Source organism: Dorea sp. Marseille-P4042 (assembly GCF_900290215.1).
Taxonomy (GTDB): Bacteria; Bacillota; Clostridia; order Lachnospirales; family Lachnospiraceae; genus Dorea; species Dorea formicigenerans.
The window spans coordinates 101,042-121,016 of record NZ_OLMI01000004.1 but is presented as its reverse complement, the minus strand read 5'-3'; the positions used below and the strand labels follow the sequence as shown (position 1 = coordinate 121,016).

Annotated in this window: 14 protein-coding genes; 11 read left to right on the top strand and 3 right to left on the bottom strand. The window is 43.1% G+C overall.

From position 1 onward, the window contains the following. Window positions 1–383 precede the first annotated feature (383 nt). The 6 genes from C7E02_RS18610 to C7E02_RS18585 all read left to right on the top strand — a co-directional run bounded on the left by C7E02_RS18610 (window position 384) and on the right by C7E02_RS18585 (window position 9,025). The gene (locus C7E02_RS18610; protein ID WP_005338231.1) at window positions 384–2,927 is read left to right on the top strand and encodes a cation-translocating P-type ATPase; all 2,544 of its coding nucleotides are present in this window, start codon (window positions 384–386) and stop codon (window positions 2,925–2,927) included. A gap of 37 nt (window positions 2,928–2,964) precedes the next feature. After that, complete coding sequence (locus tag C7E02_RS18605) at window positions 2,965–4,125, top strand: AI-2E family transporter (protein WP_005338229.1); 1,161 nt, start codon at window positions 2,965–2,967, stop codon at window positions 4,123–4,125. Between the two features lie 171 nt (window positions 4,126–4,296). Continuing rightward, window positions 4,297–5,592 (top strand): ATP-binding protein, encoded by a 1,296-nt coding sequence (locus C7E02_RS18600; protein ID WP_005338227.1) that lies wholly within the window; start codon window positions 4,297–4,299, stop codon window positions 5,590–5,592. A 228-nt stretch (window positions 5,593–5,820) separates the two neighbouring features. Continuing rightward, complete coding sequence (locus C7E02_RS18595) at window positions 5,821–7,725, top strand: hypothetical protein (protein WP_105310421.1); 1,905 nt, start codon at window positions 5,821–5,823, stop codon at window positions 7,723–7,725. Between the two features lie 11 nt (window positions 7,726–7,736). Beyond that, the gene (locus tag C7E02_RS18590) at window positions 7,737–8,255 is read left to right on the top strand and encodes a hypothetical protein (RefSeq protein ID WP_105310420.1); all 519 of its coding nucleotides are present in this window, start codon (window positions 7,737–7,739) and stop codon (window positions 8,253–8,255) included. A 164-nt stretch (window positions 8,256–8,419) separates the two neighbouring features. After that, window positions 8,420–9,025, top strand: coding sequence for a hypothetical protein (locus C7E02_RS18585; RefSeq protein WP_242979032.1), 606 nt, complete (start codon window positions 8,420–8,422; stop codon window positions 9,023–9,025). A gap of 26 nt (window positions 9,026–9,051) precedes the next feature. Here the strand turns inward: C7E02_RS18585 and C7E02_RS18580 are convergent, their stop codons facing one another. Next, window positions 9,052–9,672 (bottom strand): nucleoside recognition domain-containing protein, encoded by a 621-nt coding sequence (locus tag C7E02_RS18580; RefSeq protein ID WP_105310419.1) that lies wholly within the window; start codon window positions 9,670–9,672, stop codon window positions 9,052–9,054. Between the two features lie 62 nt (window positions 9,673–9,734). Next, window positions 9,735–11,141, bottom strand: a complete 1,407-nt coding sequence (locus C7E02_RS18575) for an MATE family efflux transporter (protein WP_105310418.1) — start codon at window positions 11,139–11,141, stop codon at window positions 9,735–9,737. Between the two features lie 96 nt (window positions 11,142–11,237). On the opposite strand from C7E02_RS18575, the gene C7E02_RS18570 reads away from it, so the two are divergent. From C7E02_RS18570 to C7E02_RS18555, 4 genes are all read left to right on the top strand, one after another. Then, window positions 11,238–11,765 (top strand): spore maturation protein, encoded by a 528-nt coding sequence (locus tag C7E02_RS18570; protein WP_022279423.1) that lies wholly within the window; start codon window positions 11,238–11,240, stop codon window positions 11,763–11,765. Window positions 11,766–11,881: 116 nt separating this feature from the next. After that, window positions 11,882–13,345 carry a Wadjet anti-phage system protein JetA family protein gene (locus C7E02_RS18565; RefSeq protein WP_105310417.1) on the top strand — a complete coding sequence of 488 codons (1,464 nt, stop codon included), beginning with the start codon at window positions 11,882–11,884 and terminating at the stop codon, window positions 13,343–13,345. A 76-nt stretch (window positions 13,346–13,421) separates the two neighbouring features. Then, the gene (locus C7E02_RS18560; RefSeq protein WP_005338192.1) at window positions 13,422–14,066 is read left to right on the top strand and encodes a DUF4194 domain-containing protein; all 645 of its coding nucleotides are present in this window, start codon (window positions 13,422–13,424) and stop codon (window positions 14,064–14,066) included. Continuing rightward, on the top strand, window positions 14,023–17,385 hold the full coding sequence (locus C7E02_RS18555) for an SbcC/MukB-like Walker B domain-containing protein (RefSeq protein ID WP_105310475.1): 3,363 nt from the start codon (window positions 14,023–14,025) through the stop codon (window positions 17,383–17,385). The genes C7E02_RS18560 and C7E02_RS18555 overlap by 44 nt, the downstream gene beginning before the upstream one ends. Window positions 17,386–17,421: 36 nt before the next feature. Here the strand turns inward: C7E02_RS18555 and C7E02_RS18550 are convergent, their stop codons facing one another. After that, on the bottom strand, window positions 17,422–19,224 hold the full coding sequence (locus C7E02_RS18550; RefSeq protein ID WP_005338189.1) for a DUF885 domain-containing protein: 1,803 nt from the start codon (window positions 19,222–19,224) through the stop codon (window positions 17,422–17,424). Window positions 19,225–19,396: 172 nt separating this feature from the next. Between C7E02_RS18550 and moaC the strand changes: the two genes are divergently transcribed. Beyond that, window positions 19,397–19,906 carry a cyclic pyranopterin monophosphate synthase MoaC gene (moaC, locus tag C7E02_RS18545; protein ID WP_029730997.1) on the top strand — a complete coding sequence of 170 codons (510 nt, stop codon included), beginning with the start codon at window positions 19,397–19,399 and terminating at the stop codon, window positions 19,904–19,906. The last annotated feature ends 69 nt before the right edge of the window (window positions 19,907–19,975 follow it).

The following is a 19,975-nucleotide window of genomic DNA, read 5'->3' as shown; positions in this document are numbered from 1 at the left end:
CTTTTTTAATAAGGAATTATTATATTAGGATACTATGTTCTATTTATAATAGAACATAGTATCCTAATATAATCTTAATACACTTAGAATAGAACAAATCAATGAAAATGCAAACTTATTACGTTATAATGTAATAAATCAAGTGAAACCCCGTTGACAGATTCGAAAGAATCGACTATATTAACATTAGTAAAAGGGAGTAACTGGCGCCTGTCAGTCTTGCAAAGTAGAAAATCAGGCGTTTGCGATGTCGTCAGTACGATGAGCGATCATCCGTATCGTAATGAAATGGTGAGACTTTTATTGCATATTTTTGGTGTGCAATAAAGGTCTCTATTTTTGTACATCAGATGAGCCATAATAGGAAAAAGGAGGTACAAATTATGTTGACAAATGAGCAGGCGAAGGAAAATCTAAAGAAATACGGACCGAATGAACTGGAAGAGGGAAAGAAAAAAAGTGTCTTTCAAATATTTTTAGAACAGTTCAAGGATTTTCTGGTAATTATTCTGATCATCTCCGCGGTGATCTCAGGATTTCTTGGAGATGTGGAGAGTGCGATTGTAATCTTTGTAGTTATTACGATGAATGCGATTCTTGGAACGGTGCAGACGGTGAAGGCGGAGCAGTCGCTGAATAGTTTGAAGCAGCTGTCGGCACCGGATGCGAAAGTTGTACGTGACGGGCAGTTAATGCAGGTACCGGCGAGAGAAGTGACCGTCGGTGATGAAGTAATTGTGGAGGCGGGAGACTTAATCCCGGCAGATGGAAAGTTACTTACAGTTGCAAGTCTTAAAGTGGACGAAAGTGCACTGACAGGTGAGAGTCTTCCAGTGGAGAAGTCTTTAGATGAAGTGCCGGAGGGCGCAGCACTCGGAGATCAGACGAACCGAGTATTTTCCGGAAGCTTTGTGACTTATGGGCGAGCATCTTATGAAGTAACGGAAGTCGGAATGAGTACGGAGGTCGGTAAGATTGCCGGGCTTCTGAAAAATGCATCAGAGAAGCAGACACCGCTTCAGAAGAATCTGGATGATTTTGGTAAGAAGTTGTCCATCACAATCCTTGTATTTTGTGGGATTTTATTTGCCATCAGCGTGATCCGTGGAGAATCGATTGTAAATGCATTTTTATTTGCGGTAGCGCTGGCGGTAGCAGCTATCCCGGAGGCGCTTAGTTCTATCGTGACCATCGTGCTTTCCTTTGGTACACAGAAGATGGCGAAGGAGCATGCAATCATCCGTAAGCTTCAAGCGGTCGAAGGACTTGGCAGTGTGTCAATCATCTGCTCTGATAAAACTGGAACTTTGACGCAGAATAAAATGACTGTGGAAAATTATTATGTAAATGGTGAGAGTGTCTGTTCCGGAGAGATTGATCTGAAGGATCCGGCACAGCGAGAGTTACTGATGTTCAGTATGCTTTGCAATGATTCTACAAATCAAAATGGTCAGGAGATTGGGGATCCGACGGAGACGGCTCTTATTAATCTTGGCAGCCTTTTGGGAGAAGATTATGCACAAGTGCGTGAAGAGTATCCAAGGCTTTCTGAGGTGCCGTTCGACAGTGACAGAAAACTCATGTCCACGGAGCATTTTATAGACGGACGGTATGTTATGGTCGTAAAAGGTGCGGTCGATGTGCTTCTTGAGCGTATGAGCCACATTCAGGATGGAGATACTCTAAGAAAGATTACAGAAGAAGACCGCGTCAGAATTGAAGTGCAGAATAAACATTTTTCAGAAAACGGACTGCGAGTTCTTGCATTTGCATTTAAGACGATGGAACAGGAGCAGGGGCTTACATTAAATGATGAAAATGACCTGACATTCCTGGGACTGATTTCCATGATGGATCCGCCAAGAGTGGAGTCTAAAGATGCAGTTGCAGAATGTATCAAGGCAGGAATCAAGCCAATCATGATTACGGGCGATCACAAGGTAACAGCAGCGGCCATTGCAAAACGAATCGGAATTCTGGAAAATATGTCGGAAGCCTGTGAAGGTGCGGTCATCGAAGACATGACGGACGAAGAACTCCAGGAGTTCGTACCGAACATTTCTGTGTATGCAAGAGTTTCACCGGAACACAAGATCCGTATCGTGCGGGCATGGCAGGAGCGTGGAAATATTGTGGCAATGACGGGAGATGGCGTGAATGATGCCCCGGCACTGAAGCAGGCAGATATCGGAGTTGCCATGGGAATCACGGGAAGTGAAGTGGCGAAAGATGCGGCAGCTATGGTGCTGACGGATGATAACTTTGCAACGATCGTCAAGGCAGTGGAAAATGGACGAAACATTTATCAGAATATTAAAAATGCGATTCAGTTCTTGCTTTCTGGAAATTTTGCAGCGATTCTTGCAGTTTTGTACGCATCACTTGCAAGTCTGCCGGTTCCATTTGCACCGGTACATCTGCTGTTCATCAACCTTCTGACAGACAGCCTGCCGGCGATTGCGCTTGGACTGGAGCCGCACAATCCGGAAGTGATGAAAGAAAAACCACGTGCCATGGGAGAGTCCATTTTGACAAAACCATTTCTTACAAGCATAGGAGTGGAAGGTCTGTGTATCGGAATCATGACCATGACAGCATTTATGATCGGATATCGCGATGGAAATGCGGTGCTGGCAAGTACGATGGCATTTGGAACACTTTGCAGCAGCCGTCTGGTTCACGGATTTAACTGTAAAGCAAACAAACCGATCATTTTTACGAAACGATTCTGGAATAACATTTATCTGATCGGAGCATTTGTACTTGGCTGTCTTTTGATTACAGGAGTACTGATGATCCCGGCACTTCAGGGAATGTTCAAAGTGCAGACACTGACGGTAGCACAGTTGATGACTGTATATGGACTGGCTCTTTTGAATCTGCCGGTTATTCAGCTGCTGAAATGGATCAGAACGCGAAAGAAATAGAGGATTTGACAGGATATTGGATAAAGGAAGGAATTAAATGGAACTGAATAAGGAAAATATGCGGAAAATCCGGGAGCTGATTTTGTTCACAGCACTGCTGATCGTGGTACTGTGGAAATATGAAGAGGTGTTGGAGGTACTGGGATATGTGGGACATCTGATCTTTCCATTTCTGCTTGGAGGAGCCATTGCATTTGTACTGAATGTACCGATGAACTTTATCGAGCGGCACTTGTTTACGGAAAAAGTAAGAAAAAATAAAGTGGCAGATAAGCTTGCAAGACCGGTGAGTCTGTTGAGTGTACTTTGTATCGTAGTTGGCGTGTTGACGGTAGTGATCTTTGGTGTTGTACCTCAGCTTGTAAATACATTTGGAAATCTGGGGCAGAGTATTACCCAGTTCATCCCACATGCACAGGCGTGGGGGAAAGAGGTCTTTCATGGAAACAAGGAGGTTGTCGAACTGATCAACAGTGTACAGTTTGACTGGGACAAGATTGTGGAGACACTGATTGATTTCCTGAAAAATGGTGCAGGAAATATGCTGAATTCGACACTTACCGCTGCAAAAAGCATTATCAGCGGAGTTTCAACATTTGTCATAGCTTTTGTATTTGCGATTTATATTTTGCTGCAGAAGAAAAAGCTTGGGATACAGGCGAAAAAGGTACTGTTTGCATTCGTACGACGAGGTCGTGCGGAGGCTGTGGTGGAAGTCTCTTCCCTGACTTACAGCACATTTTCAAGCTTCCTGACCGGACAGTGCCTGGAGGCTGTGATTCTTGGAAGCATGTTCGTAGTGGCCATGACAATCTTCCGGCTGCCGTATGCACTGCTGGTAGGAATCTTTATCGCATTCACCGCACTGATACCGATCTTTGGAGCATTCTTAGGCTGTGCGGTGGGAGCATTTTTAATCTTCATGGTCGACCCCATGAATGCGCTTATGTTCATCGTGTTGTTTCTTGTGCTCCAGCAGATAGAAGGGAACCTGATTTATCCGCATGTAGTAGGTAATTCTGTAGGGTTACCGTCCATCTGGGTGCTGGCGGCGGTCAGCATCGGAGGCAGCCTTATGGGCGTGGTCGGAATGCTGATATTTATACCGATCGTGTCGGTGGCATATGCACTGTTCCGGGAAATTGTGTATCTGAAGCTGAAAAAACAGGGGGTAGATCCGGTAGAGCTGGAGGATTAATAAAGACAATTAAGTCAGACCAATGAAGTGCTTATGTGTAGAATAATGTTAAAAATTAAGAAAAGTTCGTGCAGTTTAGTGTGAAAAAACGATGAAAATACATTGATTTTTACACGAATAATTCATATACTATATTTAGAACAAGTTTTGAGTATGAAGGGAGGACGGTATATGTACAGGAAAATCATGGACTTTTTGGAAGAGTGGAAGAATGAAGAACATAGAAAACCACTTATTTTACAAGGCGCGAGGCAGGTAGGAAAGACATATGCGATTTTGGAATTTGGGCGTACACATTATGAGAACGTAGCATATTTTAACTTTGAAACAAACCCAAAGCTAAATGAAACATTTGAAGAAAATATCAGTCCAGATTATTTAATACCGATTTTATCTCATATTGCAGGGCAGACAATAGTGACAGAAAAAACTTTGATCGTGTTTGATGAAATACAGCTTTGTGAACGGGCATTAACTTCATTAAAATATTTTTATGAAGAAAGACCAGATTATCATATTATAGTGGCAGGCAGCCTTCTCGGTGTTGCGGTGAACAGGGCAAGATTTTCATTTCCAGTCGGGAAAGTAGATATGAAGACATTGTATCCGATGGACTTGGAAGAATTCATGATTGCAATGGGCGAGAAATCACTTGTAGACCAGATTAAGAAATGTTTTGAGACAAATGAACCGATGCCGTCTGCGCTCCATGATGCAGCCATGCAGCTTTATCGACAATATCTGGTTGTGGGAGGAATGCCGGAATGTGTCATGCAGTTTGCAGAGACCAGAGATTATATACTGATTCGTCATACACAGGATACGATACTTGCAAGTTATCTTAATGATATGAGCAAGTACAACAATTTAAATGAAATTAAAAAGACAAGACTTGCATATGACAATATTACAGTTCAACTTTCAAAAAAGAATACCAGATTTCAATATAAACTGATAAAAAAGGGTGGAAGAGCTTCTGAATTTGAAAATGCAATTGAATGGCTTTGCCTGTCGGGGATTGTTTCACAAGTCTACAAAGTGGAACAGATCAGGAAACCATTGGAAAATTACCGGGATATAGATGCGTTTAAAATTTATGTGTCGGATTTGGGATTATTGTGTGCAAAGAAAGATATTGTGGCAAATGATGTCCTTTATATGGTGGAAGAGTTGAATGACTTTAAAGGTGGTATGGTTGAGAATTATGTCAACGTACAGCTTACTATTAATGGATATAATACCTACTATTGGGAAACTGAGCGGGGCGCAGAGATAGATTTTATTATTCAGCGTGAAGGTAAGCTGATTCCAATAGAAGTGAAGTCTGCGGACAACACAAGGGCAAAGAGCCTGAAGGTTTATATGGATAAGTATAAACCCGATTATGCGATAAAGCTTTCAACGAAAAATTTTGCATTTGAAGATGATAAAAAGATAGTTCCGCTTTATGCCGCATTTTGCATTTAAATGGAAGAAAATTTAATAAATAAGACATTAAGATACCGCTGGAGTTGCTGATAGTAATTGCCAGCGGTATTTTCATACAATCAGGAAAATGTGCGAGATAATACCGGATTGTTACCAGTTATGCCAATGGATTCCATATATATAGAAAAAATGTTATAATAAATGGGGATTTTGGATTTATCAGGATGAACCGGTGAAACTGTTGACCAGGGGAAAAGAGAGGTGCCTATGGAACGGACAAAAAGAAAAAATGTGTTTCGAGCAGAACTTATTATTTTTCTGGCTGTAATTGCAGTCAGTCTGCTAGTTTTGTGGATCCGCTGGGAGAATTCCCATGCCACTTATAAGAATTATGATATTGTCGTGAAGAAGAATGTGTATTGTGAGAAGACGCAGACAGGGCGAGTGGATCTGCAGATCAGGCGAAAAGGCGGAAAGAAGGCCAAGCTGCTGCAGACACAGCAGGAGCTTAAGCAGAGCCAGTCTTTTCAGATCGTAGAAGATTCTTATAAACTGGGGATTGTCGATGATGCGTCTGCCTATGATGGAAATATTTATGAGCAGAAAAATGCCGGCGGGACGCAGTATCTTACGCTTTATTATGTAAACCATGAAGCTTCCGGCAGGCAAGGGAAAATGCATCTGGTGATGAATGACGCAAAAACGGGTAAGGAGCTTATCAACATTAAGACTTCACCGAAAGTCAAAAAGGACGCGCGCAGATATGAGTACCGGGGAAAAGATCTGTATGTGAGTGAGGAAGGAATTCTGTTAGATGCGGGAACTGACGAAGAATTTTATAATTCGCAGGCAATGACCGCAGGTCTTATGACAGTATGCTGGAAAAATGGGAAAGAGAAACAGATCCAGTTTGATCCAAATGCAGACGTATCAGAGTATGAAGCTGCGGATATTATCGTCCCGAAAGTGATTTCCACAGGGAAAGAAAAATCAGAAGGGCTCCACTGCTATTATGCCTTGGAACTTAGTGACTGGGAGAATATCCGAGAGATAAAGCTTGGGGAAAATGTATTTGCGAAGGCAGAGAATCTGGAAAAGGCGACAGACGATTTGAACAAAAAGAAGAAAAAATCGAAGGAAGAAAAAGCAAAAGAAGAAGCCGAAAAGAATGCAAAAAATCAGAAAAAAAAGGAATTTTATACAACAGATATGTCGTTGTTGAACCAGCCGGAAGATTTTCACATTTCTGATTATTATATTACGAATAAAGTGATTGCAGGCAATCGCTATTATGTAGACGAAAATCATGTGCTGTGGGGACAGGGCATGAACTACTATGCCCAGCTTGGAATCAATCACCCGGAAGATGTGGGCAACTGGTATCATGAGGAGTACATGGAACCTCAGAAAATAGCCGAGCATGTTGTTCATGTAGACGCATCAGCCAACGGATATTTTATGATGTATCTCACGGAAAATGGAGAACTGTACGGCGCAGGTGCGAATCTGCAGGGAATTCTTGGAAAAGAACCAGGCGAAAACGATGCCATGAATCCACAGCAAAATGTGGTGAACCAGCCGAAGCTTCTGATGAGTGATGTGGATTATATGCGGGCTGGTGCGACCTGTGCGATTGCGCTCAAAAAGAACGGGGAAGTGTACTGGTGGGGTGAGTTTATGTCCGGCGAAGCAAGCAGCATTTACGGGGAAGGAACGCTGATGTACACTGAACCACACAAGATGCTGGATCAGGCAATTTACGTCACGACCACTAACAGACGTTCAGCAGCGATAACGATGAATGGTGACCTGTACACCTGGGGCGATAACACCTATGGCCAGTGTGGATATACCGGTGAGAAAACATTTCTGATGGAGCCGGAAAAGGTCATGGAAAATGTACGAATGGTCTGGTGTGATGAGATTGAGCAGAATGCAATTTGGACAGATCTGGCAAATGTGAACCCGAATGATTACGGTACGACCTGTTATGATGATACATTTATCCTGACAAAGGACGGAAAAATGTATGCCGCCGGAACAAATATCGGAACCGAATTCCTGCCGATGGAAGTAAAAGAATATGTGCCGGAAAGCAATCCGACAGAAGAGTATACCGGAGAAAAGAAGATTCAGATTGAAGGAACCGCGGCAGAAGGACTGGCGGAGTAGGGGAAGCTGCTATGAGAAAGAAAATATGTATAGGTCTTTTGGCAGTTCTATTGGGAACAGGATTGGGAGCTATGATCGTCAATCACATATGGAAAGAGCCAAAACAGGGAGTAGATCTGGGAACTACACAGATGATTGTAAAAGAGTTGACTGTGCAGACTCTGGGGCAGGTTTCTTGCAGTGACTCTGTAAAGGAAAACCTGAGAGAATCAGGAAAAGATATCAAGATTCCGGTTTTGACGGTAGATATAAAAAATCCTACAAAAGACAGGCAGTCATTTACCATTTACAAGGTGAATCTGGAAGTTGGAAAATGGTCTTCTGCAGTGAGCTGGGATTTATTTCCGGAAATGAATGACAACTCAGAGTTAGTCTGGCCGATACCGGCGGGCGAAACGAAAACAAACGTTATACCATATGTGGCATATAGACAACTCATGTCTGAAAGTGACTGGGAAAAATTAGATCAGGATAATATGAAGCTAAGATTTAGCGTAGTGCAAGGCAGTATTACGGTGAATGTAAAGTAAAAAGCAACTAATGGTTATAGTTGCTTTACAGTAGCGTCATTTTAGAAAAACATCTCGACATAATATATTAATTGTGGTACAATCCTTTCAAGCATTATATTTCCAAGATCTTGAAGGTTTGTACCATTTCTAATTTCAATATATTTTCTAGGAATTTTCAATGCTTGAATTACCACAATGAACAAGCAGAAGGGATTTTTAGAAATATTTATATGGCGTATGTATTTGGGGATAATCTGTATGGACGGAAGTTAATTAAGATTCCCGAACCGAGATTTGTGGTATTTTATAATGGAACAGATAAGATGCCGGAACAAAGTGTTTTACGTTTATCCGATGCTTATGAAAGTAAGTCGGAAGAACTGGATTTGGAACTGAGGATTCGATTCATAAATATAAATCCTGGATATAATGAGGAAATGATAGAAAAAAGTCCGACATTATATCAATATGTGAAATTTGTAGATACAGTCCGCAAATATCAGCAGGAAATGCCATTTCCGGAAGCAGTGGAAAAGGCAATTGATGAATGTATAAAAAAGGGTATTCTTGCGGAGTTTTTAAGGAAGAACAGAGCAGAGGTGTTAAGAGTGAGCATATTTGAGTATGATGAAGAAGAACATATGAGGCAGGAACGAGAAGAAGGAATTGAACAAGTAAACAATTTATATAATAAGTTATTTGAGTGTGGGAGAAGTGAAGATGTTATGAAAGCTGTTAAAGATGATACTTATAGGAAAAAGATTTTAGAAGAATTTCACCTTGATTAAAAATTTTATAGAAACCAGATGCTGTGTTACTGTCCAGCATCTGGTTTTTCCTTACATTTGCAATATATCACGGCCACTAGTGTGCTTATAGCGGTCGCCAGTATTCCGGGGCCGACGATGGCAGCAGGATTGATACTGCCGTACTGGCTGCGGTAGGCAATGACATTTACAGGAATGAGCTGCAGGGATGATATATTAATGATAAGAAATGTGCACATTTCATTGCTGGCGGTTCCGGGGGTGCGCACTTTTCCCGGAAGGCGGTATTTGCGACGGTCGTCTTCCAGATTTTTCAGTTCCTCCATTGCTTTCAGTCCGGCGGGAGTTGCAGCCCAGCCAAGTCCCAGAATGTTAGCAATGATATTCGTGGTGATGTGGGTGGCAGCAGGGTGATTGTCCGGAAGATTTGGGAACAGGAAATGAATCAGTGGCTTCAACTTTCGAGAAAGCTGTTCGATGATGCCGGCTTTTGTTGCAATTTCCATAAGCCCTACCCAGAAGGACATGATACCGATCATAGTAATGCATAGCGTGATTGCTTCCTTAGAAGAATCCAGTGCGGCATTGGTGATGTCGGGCATGCGTCCCGTGAATGCGGCGTAGATAATCCCAAGCATCATCATACCGGCCCAGAGATAATTGAGCATAAGAAAACCTCATAGTTTTCGCTTTATAAAAACTATGAGGTTTGTGTAATAAGTATGTCATATTATTTTAGAGAATCATCCAGCTTTCTCCATACGGTAAAGATCATCGTGACGAAGCAGGCGGTTCCGCCGATGAAGTTGGAAACCGGCTCGGCAAGAAAGACTCCATTTGTTCCAAGTCCGCCTACAGTCGGAAGCCACAGTGTCAGTGGAATAACGATGATTGCCTTTCGCAGCAGGGAGAAGAATACGGCTTGTTTTGCTTTTCCCAGTGCAGTAAATGTGGACTGTCCGGCAAACTGCAGCGACATCATAAAGATTCCAAAGAAATATAAATGCATCGCAGGTACGCCTTCGGCTAACAATTCCGGTTCGCTGTTGAACATGTGAATGAAGAAGCGTGGGAAGGCGAGCAGTAATGCCCACATAAAACAGGAAAATAAGATACAGACAATCGTTGTAAATTTGATTGCTGATTTTACACGCGCATGTCTTCTGGCACCATAGTTAAAGCTCATGACAGGCTGCGCACCACTTGTAAGACCGGTGACCGGCATAGTAATGATTTCCCGGACGGAGTTAATAACGGTCATGATTCCAACGTACAGGTCACCACCGTATCTGGAAAGAGTTGCGTTACAGACAATCTGTACCGATCCATTTGTAATCGCCATAATAAATCCGGCAAGTCCAAGAGCACAGATTTCCTTTACTAATCGGAAGTCCAGTTTCATATAAGCAAGTGAGAGTGTAAGGATTGCTTTCTTTCCGGTTAGAAAATGTAATACCCAGATTGCAGAGATTCCTTGCGAAATGATGGTCGCAAGAGCGGCTCCGCGGACTCCCATATGGAGAACGAAGATAAAAAGAGGGTCAAGGATCAGGTTCAGGACAGCACCGATGGAGACGGTGAGCATTCCGGTCATTCCAAATCCCTGGGCGTTGATAAAATTGTTCATGCCAAGACTGATCATAACAAAAAGTGTGCCGATAAGGTAGAGGCTGATGTATGCATTTGCATAAGGATAAGTAATATCACTGGCGCCGAACAGGTAAAGCAATGGGCGCTTGGACAGGTAGCACAAAATCATGAGAATGCCGCCGGAAATCAGGAGCATGGAAAAGGAGTTGCCGAGAATTTTCCGGGCGCGCCCAGGTTCACCGGAACCTCTTGCCATAGAAAAAAGCGGTGCGCCGCCCATACCGAACAGATTGGCAAAAGCGGTGATGATTGTAATGACCGGCAGAGTCAGACCGATTCCGGTCAACGCCTGGGTGGACACGTCTGGGAGATGACCGATGTAAATGCGGTCAATAATGTTGTAAAGGACATTAATGAGCTGCGCAAGCGTCATAGGAATTGCAAGACGCAGAATATTTCCAGAGATGCTGCCCTCACCAAAGTCATGAGTGTCCGTAGAGTTTGCTTTTGGTAAAGCAGTTGTATTATTTTTATGTAAAAGATTCAATTTCGGAAACTTCCTTTCTGATGCCGGTATGGATTTTATCCAACCGGCATAATATACAACAGATAGTATAGGGCAAGCAAAAGGAGAATTCAAGGATTGAAAGTATTTCTTTACCTGTCGGATTTTATTGTACCACTCATGATATTTGGGATTATCTGTTACGGAATTACAATGAAAATTCCAGTTTATGACACATTTGTAAAAGGAGCGAAGGACGGATTTTTGACTGTTATCAAAATTATGCCGACTATGGTAGGGCTTATGGTAGCAGTCGGAGTACTAAGAGCATCCGGATTTCTGGAATTTCTGGCACAAATGATTGGAAAAGTTACACAATATATCGGATTCCCAGGCGAATTAGTTCCACTCACAATAGTAAAGATGTTCTCCTCGTCTGCAGCGACAGGTTTACTCCTTGATGTCTACAAAGAGTACGGGACAGATTCCTATCTGGGACTAGTGGCATCCATCAGCATGTCCTGCACAGAGACAATATTTTACACCATGAGCGTTTACTTCATGACCGCAAAAGTAACAAAAACAAGATACACACTGCCAGGGGCATTACTGGCAACACTCGCCGGATTGGCGGCCAGCGTAGTACTAGGGGACGTAGTAAAATAGAAAAGTTACGGTAGAAAACGCAGAATAACTACGTCCCCCAAAGGTTGCTCTCAGGGGCAAAATTCGGTATACTGATAGGAGCAAATCCCGTGTGTTTGTGGGTGAAGGAGGAACGAATGAATCTGATCAGTCGGATTCCGAAGGATTTTTACAAGGTATTCGGAAGTAAATATATGGAATTCTATATGCAGTTTCTTGTGGCGGTTTACGAGGAGAGCAGCCAGTCGTATTCGCTTTTGGGGTTGACTGAGGGCGAGTGTCAGGCGATTATGAATGAGCAGCTTGCCCGTATGACGTTAGACTGGAGTGAGGAGCGCTTTGATGAGGAAGGAGAGCTTTTGACGCGGTCGAACATGGCAATGATAAGTTTACGGCATTTTGAAGACTGGGGATGGCTTAGACGTGACTATGACGAAACACTAAACAGCTATGTAGTATCTTTCCCGGAGTATAGTCAGTTGTATGTGGAGTTGTTCCGTAATCTTTATAGTGATGAGGACAGCAAGGAGCGCGAGAGTGTGCTGGCAGTGTACAGTCACCTTTATACATATAGTTCGGATCGGGAGAAGAATAATGACATTCTGAAAAGTGCACTGCATACGTCAAGATCCCTGCTTCAGATGCTGGCAAATATGCAGGAAGGGATGCGCGGATATTTTGATGAATTATCGAGCCAGCGAAGTTTTTTAGGAATCCAGGAAGTTCTTGTAAAGGAAATCAACAATAGTGACAGCCAAAAATATGCGATTTTGACGACAACCGACAGCTTTTATCGTTACAAGGAAGCGGTCAAAGAGCTGATAGAGAAGAATCTTGGGGAAAATGAGACAAGGCGCGAAGGTTTTGTGGAAAAGCTCATGGATATTCAAGTTCAGCTGGCGCGAGAGGAGCAGGAGAAGTCTGAAGAACGAAATGTGCAGAATAAGCTGAGCATTCAGCGTTACCGTCTGGAGCGGGCAGTGAAGCTCTGTGACGAAGCGAATGAAATGTTGTATCGCATTTCCAGAGAGTTTGATGCCATTGAGCGAAGATACAATATGCTGATTGAGCAGAAGACTGTATTTGCAAGCCGGGCTGCTGCGAGAATCCGGTACATTTTGATGGAAGGCGCGGTCGAGGAAGATCAGACAATTGCCTTTGTAAATCTTTTGACTCAGAGTGAAAAACGTGATGAAATTTTGGACAAGCTGTCGCAGAAAATGAAGCTGACCGAACCATACCGTGTGATGAATGAAAAGAGTTTGTATCAGAGACGGGACCGGAAAAAAGAAGCATTTGTACCGCAGGCGGTGACAGAGGTAACAGAACAGGCAGATTCGGAAGAAATGAATGAGTATATTCTGAAGCCGCTTTACACGCAGAAGGAAATCCGAGAGTTCCGGAAACAAAACGAGCAGGATGGAAACTTTATTGTGACGAAAGACACAGTAAAATCCATGGAAGATCTGGAAAAGCTGTTTCTTGTTTGGCAGGATGCTACGGAAGTTGCGGAAGGAACGGAAGAGATTGAGGTCGGAGAAGAGCTTGAGAACGAGAATGGTCTGAGATTCTCTAAGCTTGTGATTAAAAAATCTCAGTAATCATCAGGTGAAATATCATAGATGGGGGCTTGTGCCCCAACATCATAATAAGAAAGACAAGGATAAGGAAAAATATATGGTAAATTATATGGAACAATTGTCTGTGACGGAGACGGAGAATCTGAAGAAAACCATTTCCGCGCTGTTTCGGCAGACATGCATTTTACAAGTAAAATACGATCCGGTCACGCTGACGCCGAGGGATAACCTTCACTATGAAATCTGTGTGAGACACCGGAAATTTATAGAAGACTATCTGTCCGTACTTGGGTGCGAACTGGTACACGACCCGCAGGAACACATTTTCAGGCTGACCGGAGAAGGCGTGGCTGTGGAACGTTTGAATGTGACGGCTACGAAGATCATTCTTCTTATTAAAATAATCTATCGGGATAAGATTCTCGGGGAAGGTCTGAATGCGACTGTGACGAATCTGGCGGAGATCCGTGAGTATGGAAAGAACACGAATCTGATCAATGAGAAGCTGACTATGGCAGAGTGGAAAGATGCGCTGTATGTTATGAGCAAGCATCAGATCATCGAGGTGCCGGGCGCGATCCAGAACGTAGAAGATCAGACAAAGATTTACATTTACAGCACAATTAATCTGTATTGCAGTGGTGTAGATATTCAGGCATTGATAAAAGAATATGTTGATGAGGAAGGCGGTGCAGAAGTTGAAGCAGGCGAAGAAGATATTTACAAGAATGCTGATGAATAATTGGGGCGGTGTCAGCCACAAGATCATGGAGTTCCATGAGTATGTGAATCTGTTCAGTGGTAAGAGTGGCTCTGGAAAATCAACAGTTATGGATGCCATTCAAGTCGTTCTGTACGGAAGTATTTCCGCTACATTTCTAAATAAGGCGGCGGACGACGCGAAGAACCGCCGAAGTGTGCTCAGTTACCTGCGAGGTGCGCAGAAAGACGGATCTTACAATCGTGATGAACAGGACTTCTGCTCTCAGATCGTACTGGAGATATTTGACACCGGAACGAAGGTGAGCACTTGTATCGGTGTTGCATTCGAAGTTGGAAAAAATGATACTGATATCCGAAAGTATACATTTTTCAGCCACTCCGGGAAAATTCCGGAGGACGAGTATCTGACGGAGAAAGGTGTGCCATATACAATTGCAGGACTCAGAAAGCTTGTGGAAAAGCGGGTGGATTCTTCGGACAATCGTGGACGAGGTGATGTGAATCGTCTTTATCCGTCAAAAGAGGCATATCTGAAAACGGTTTATGATGTGATCTTTGGATATGTGGAGCCGGGGCGCATGATGACCATGGAAAAGAGTGCGATTGCCCTTCGCATGACAAATGGAACGGGTCAGTTTATCCGTGATTATATGTTCCCGAAGAGTAAGGAGGACACGGTTTCGACCATCAGTGACCAGCTTGGTGCGTACCGTGAGATCAAAGAGCGTGTGGAAGACCTGGAGAATCGGATCCATCTTCTGGATGAGATCAGCCGGCAGAATCTGGCACTTCAGACGACGCGTGCGGATAAGATCCATGTAGAACAGGTGTTAAAATATATTGATATTGAAAGCTTCAAGACGAAGATTGAGGCGAGAAGTCAGGATCTTATGGATATCAATGAGAAGATTCGTGCCAGAGAAAAACAGCAGAATGAGAATAATGAGAAAAAGACACAGCTTACGAACGCACTTGTTGAGGTAGAAGCGGAACTAAAATCCAGTGATTATGGTCAGAAGGAGAAGGAGCTGAAGAGTCTTAAGGAGACCATCAAGCTTCTGGCCCGCAACAGTGAGCAGTGGCGAGAGGTTGTAAAAGGACTTGCCCGCTGGGAGGAAGATGAAGAGATCAGTGCCTATGTGAGCAATCCGGCACTTCAGAGAATTGATGAGATCAAGTCGGGAAATGTTTCAAAGGAAGCAATTGAGAAGCTAAAGAAACAACTAAGTGACGCGCAGGAGAGCATTAATGAAGAAGTTGATGAAATCGGTACAAGAATCAGTCAGAACCGCAAGGATTTGAAAGAGAAAAAGGAAATGGTGGAGGATCTGAAAAACGACCGCAAACCGTACCGAAAAGAGTTGAAACAGGCAAGGCAGGAGTTACAGAACCGTCTGAGCACACAATATGGAAGAACCATTCACGTCAACATTTTCGCAGACCTTTTTGACATTACAGATGAGAAGTGGAAAAATGCGATTGAAGGTCGTATGGGGCGTGTGAAACACAGTCTTGTGACCGCACCGGAGTACGCCCTTGATGCAGCGAAAGTATTTCGTAAGCTTCAATATCTTGGTGGGATTGATGAAGTAGATCTGTTAGATACGGCCGCAATTGTGAAGTCCGAGCCAAAAGTTCATGACAATTCAATCTATGAGGCTGTTCATGCAGAAGAACCATACGTGGACCAGTGCCTGCGCCGTTATCTCGGAAGAATTGCCAAATGCGAGACAGAGGAAGAACTCCGTGCCTCCGGAAATGGTGTGACAGCCGACTGCTATTCCTATAATAATTACATTTTCCGTCATCTGAAGAAAAATGATTACGAAAAATATGCCTGCATTGGAACGAAGGTTTCTAAGGCAAAGCTTCATGAAATGGAAGATGAGGTTCTGAAGCTGAGTGAAGAAGTATTGCAAGATCAGCAGATGCAGCAAAGCCTGAAAGCAGCCCAGGGATTTGAGCGGCTGAACCAAAGCACAGATCAGATCCTGCATCTGGCCGGGGCGGGAGAAGAACTGCAGGCATTTTACGAGAAACAGGATCAGTTGGAGAAGGAACTGCGAGAGCTTCGCGAAGGAAGCAGAACTGCGGAACTCAATCAGCAGAAGACAGAATTAGAAGTAAAAATCCAGGAAATTGAGAAGATATCTGAACAGCTTCAGAAAGAAATACTGGGCTATGTCAAGACACAGGGACAGGCAGAGCAGGATATCGTGAATTTCCAGAATCGTATGGATTTCCTGATGCAGGGATTTGTACTGAATGAAGAACTGCAGACTGAAGTCCAGGAAGCATTAAAGATACAATCTGAGCAGACATACCGACGTAAGAAAAGTAAAGAATCTGAAGAGCTGATGAAGCAGGAAGAGGAAGTACGTGATCTTCTGACCCGTGCGAGAAATCAGTTCAATCAGGCATATCCATCCTATGGCCTGACGGGCGTAGAACACGAAAATGTTTCTTATGACAGGATTTTGAATCAATGCAGACAGGACTTTGAGCCGAAGTATAAAGATGAATTTCAGAAACAGTATGATCTGATCTACCATACGCTTCGTGAAAATGTAATCGCGACGATCCACGGTGAAATCAAAGCGGCATACCGTCACAGGAAAGAAATCAATCGTATGCTGGCAAAGATTAAATTTTCTGACAGTATTTACCAGATTGATATTCTTCCGGCAGAAAATGAAAATGGACAGTTCTATGAGATGCTGATGGCACCGGAATTGGACAGCAAAGTGCTGGACGATGATGGCTTCGACGGACAGATCACGCTTGGCGAAGACACATTTTATCAGAAGTACGAGCAACAGATCCTGCGCCTAACAGAGAAATTCATGCCTCCGAAAGACGAAGATGCCAAGTCCTTAAGTCAGCACCGTCAGCAGATGGAGCAGTACGTGGATTACCGGAATTATCTGACCTTCAGTATGTATGAACGAGTAGAAGATGAAGATGGAAATGTGAAAAAAAATGCGGTCGATGACATGGCAGGGCGTGATTCCGGAGGAGAAGGACAGAACCCGAAATATGTGGCACTTCTGGCTGGATTTGCAATGCTTTATATGCAGCAGACAAACCGCGATTCCAAGATAAGACTGGTACTTTTGGATGAAGCATTTTCCAAAATGGACAAAGAACGAAGCGAAGTCTGCCTGCACTACGCAAGAGAACTGGAATTACAGTTGATTGTGTGCGTACCGGACGAGCGGCTGCAGTCCTTGATTCGAAATGTGGACAGTGTGTACGGATTTAGAAGATATCAGAATCAGGTAAGTATGATGCATATCGATAAAGGAGAATATCTGGATATGATTGAGGGGAAGATTTGACTCGCATGAGTCAAACCTTCCCTTGAAACTTTCCCGCTAATACGCATTTTTAATTTGCTTCTGTAGAATTTCAAATGGCGCTGGTCCGGTATCGAGGATGCATTGGTGGAACTGATTCTGGGTAAAATCATCTCCCCAGGTTTTTATTGCCAGTTTCTTTAATTCCAGAAATTCCACGTATCCGATGTAATATTTGAGATAATTGCCGGGATCTGCGACAATCAGATCAAAAATGTCCTCGATTGTCTTTTCATTCGTGATTCCATAGGTTCGGAAAAAGGCAACTGTTTCAGCAAGAGTCCAGCCGTCATAGTGGATGCCCATATCGGCGAGGGCGTAAAGTCCGAGAATGACGGAGGCATTATGTTGGAGAAGTGTTGCCATATCATGAGAAAGCGGGGAATAGTAATAACTCAGCATTTCACAATATGTAGCCCAACCTTCGGTATATCCGCCAAATGACAGAAGATCTCGAATCGGAGGGTGTTTAGTGGCGGAGTAGTAGACCGTCTGATATAAATGCCCCGGATAACCTTCGTGTGCCAGAGTTGTAAAGAGAGTCAGGTCATCAGAAATGTGTCCGGGATTAATATAGATGACGTTTTCGCCACTGTTATCAATTGGCGGAATCATGTAAAAAGCAGGACTTAAATATTCTTCCATAGCTTCCTGAACATATTTTATTTCGAAAGAAACTTTTGGAGGTTCTGGGAATGAGCCGGATATTTTATCTTGCAGCGTATTTAAAATGTTGACCGGATCATCGGAAGAAAATTCGGTACCGTGACCTTTGAATAAATCAGAAGCTGCTCCCGGCGTGGTACCTTGTACAGAGCCAGAATGAGCTTCAGAGTTCTTATGGAAACTGGAATTGTTTAATAATTTCTGCATCGTTAGCAGGTCACTTTGAATTTGTCTTTGTGCAAGTTTCTGAAGCTGTGGAATGGTTCTGGCAGAACCGGTCTGTTCTTTTACTGAGAGTTCATAATATTTTTTCCCATCAGGAAGATAACAGAGTCCCCGTTTGTTGTTTCCGGTATCACGAAGATTTTGGAGTCCGTCACTAAGAAAAGTGAACGCCGGAAGAACGTAATTTAAAACGGCGTCACGATTTTGTTTCTTATAATCTTCAGAAGTTACAGCAGGCAAATTCAAAGCGTCAATTTTAGAATCAAATGTGGCATAAAGATAGTTATTTTTCATGGTGGCAAATGTCTGACATTCCGTGATAATGTCGTCGGCGACGTAGGAAGCCATGAAAAGTCCGGCGTTGCTTTTTGCTTTCTCAAATGTGAGAATAGATTGGAAATAATCGGGAATGGTAGTCAGAAGTTTCAGGTAAGTGTCAATATCGTCAGTATTATAAAAACGATATTCTGACAGAAGAATAGGAAGCTGTGCCTGAGTACCGGTAAGTGGTGTGAGAGGTTCTTCATATAAAAGATACGGCCCCATTTCCAAAGAAGAGGTATAAGAGTGTTCAAGAATGTCGTAAGTCAGCTTATTATAATCAGACAGCTTGTTCCGTTTGAACTGATGAAGGCTTGCAAGAGCATTTTCCGCAGAAGCACATATAAGCGCCGAGTCTGTTCCGGCGTATCCACAAGAGACAGGTGGATTTTGAATTCCATAAGATTCCGGATCTTTTACTGTGTAATGAAGCGTGATCGTATTCGCAGACACCTCCTGCCTAAATAGTTCCTCCACGTATCGGTCGAAGCGGGAATTCATATCCAAAGCTGAAGTTCCACCAACTATCGCACTTAGAAGCAGCGCAAAAATCAGCAGGCCGGACATAAAACCAACCAATAGAAAGTGCCGTTTTTTATAAAGAGACATACAAAGAATCCTTTCAGTGCCTTTCTATAATATTTATGAACAGAGTTCGGAGAAAATGTGTTATCATGGAATACATGACATAGAAAAAATGCCGAGGCATTCTTGAAAAAAAGTGATTTTTGTAAAATGTGTAGTGAATTTACAGAAAATCACATTTGAAAGGAGTTAGAAAATGCAGCTAACACATTTTGATGAAAATGGAAAAGCAATCATGGTCGATGTTACGGAGAAAAATGACACAGTCCGGGAGGCTACGGCAAAAGGACGTATCCTGGTGAGCAGGGAAGTCTACGATGCGATTGAAGCCGGAACAGTCGGAAAGGGGGACGTGCTCGGAGTGGCAACAACTGCCGGAATTATGGGTGCAAAGAGAACTTCCGAACTGATTCCGATGTGCCATATTCTTCCAATCACAAAATGCCGTGTGAATTTCGAGATGAAACCAGAGGAATGTGCAATTGACTGTTATTGTACAGTAAAAGTGACCGGGAAGACAGGCGTGGAGATGGAAGCCCTCACAGGTGTCAGTGTGGCACTTCTTACTGTATACGATATGTGTAAAGCCATCGATAAATCTATGGAAATCGGAGAGATTTATCTTTGTCATAAAAGTGGCGGAAAAAGTGGTGAGATCAGAAACGAAAAGATTGACGGTCAGAAAGCAAGACCGTGCCAGAACTAGGGAAGTTAGGGGAGAGCTAAATTCGTTGACAAATAAGAGGTTATTGCTATAATAATTTTATTACATATT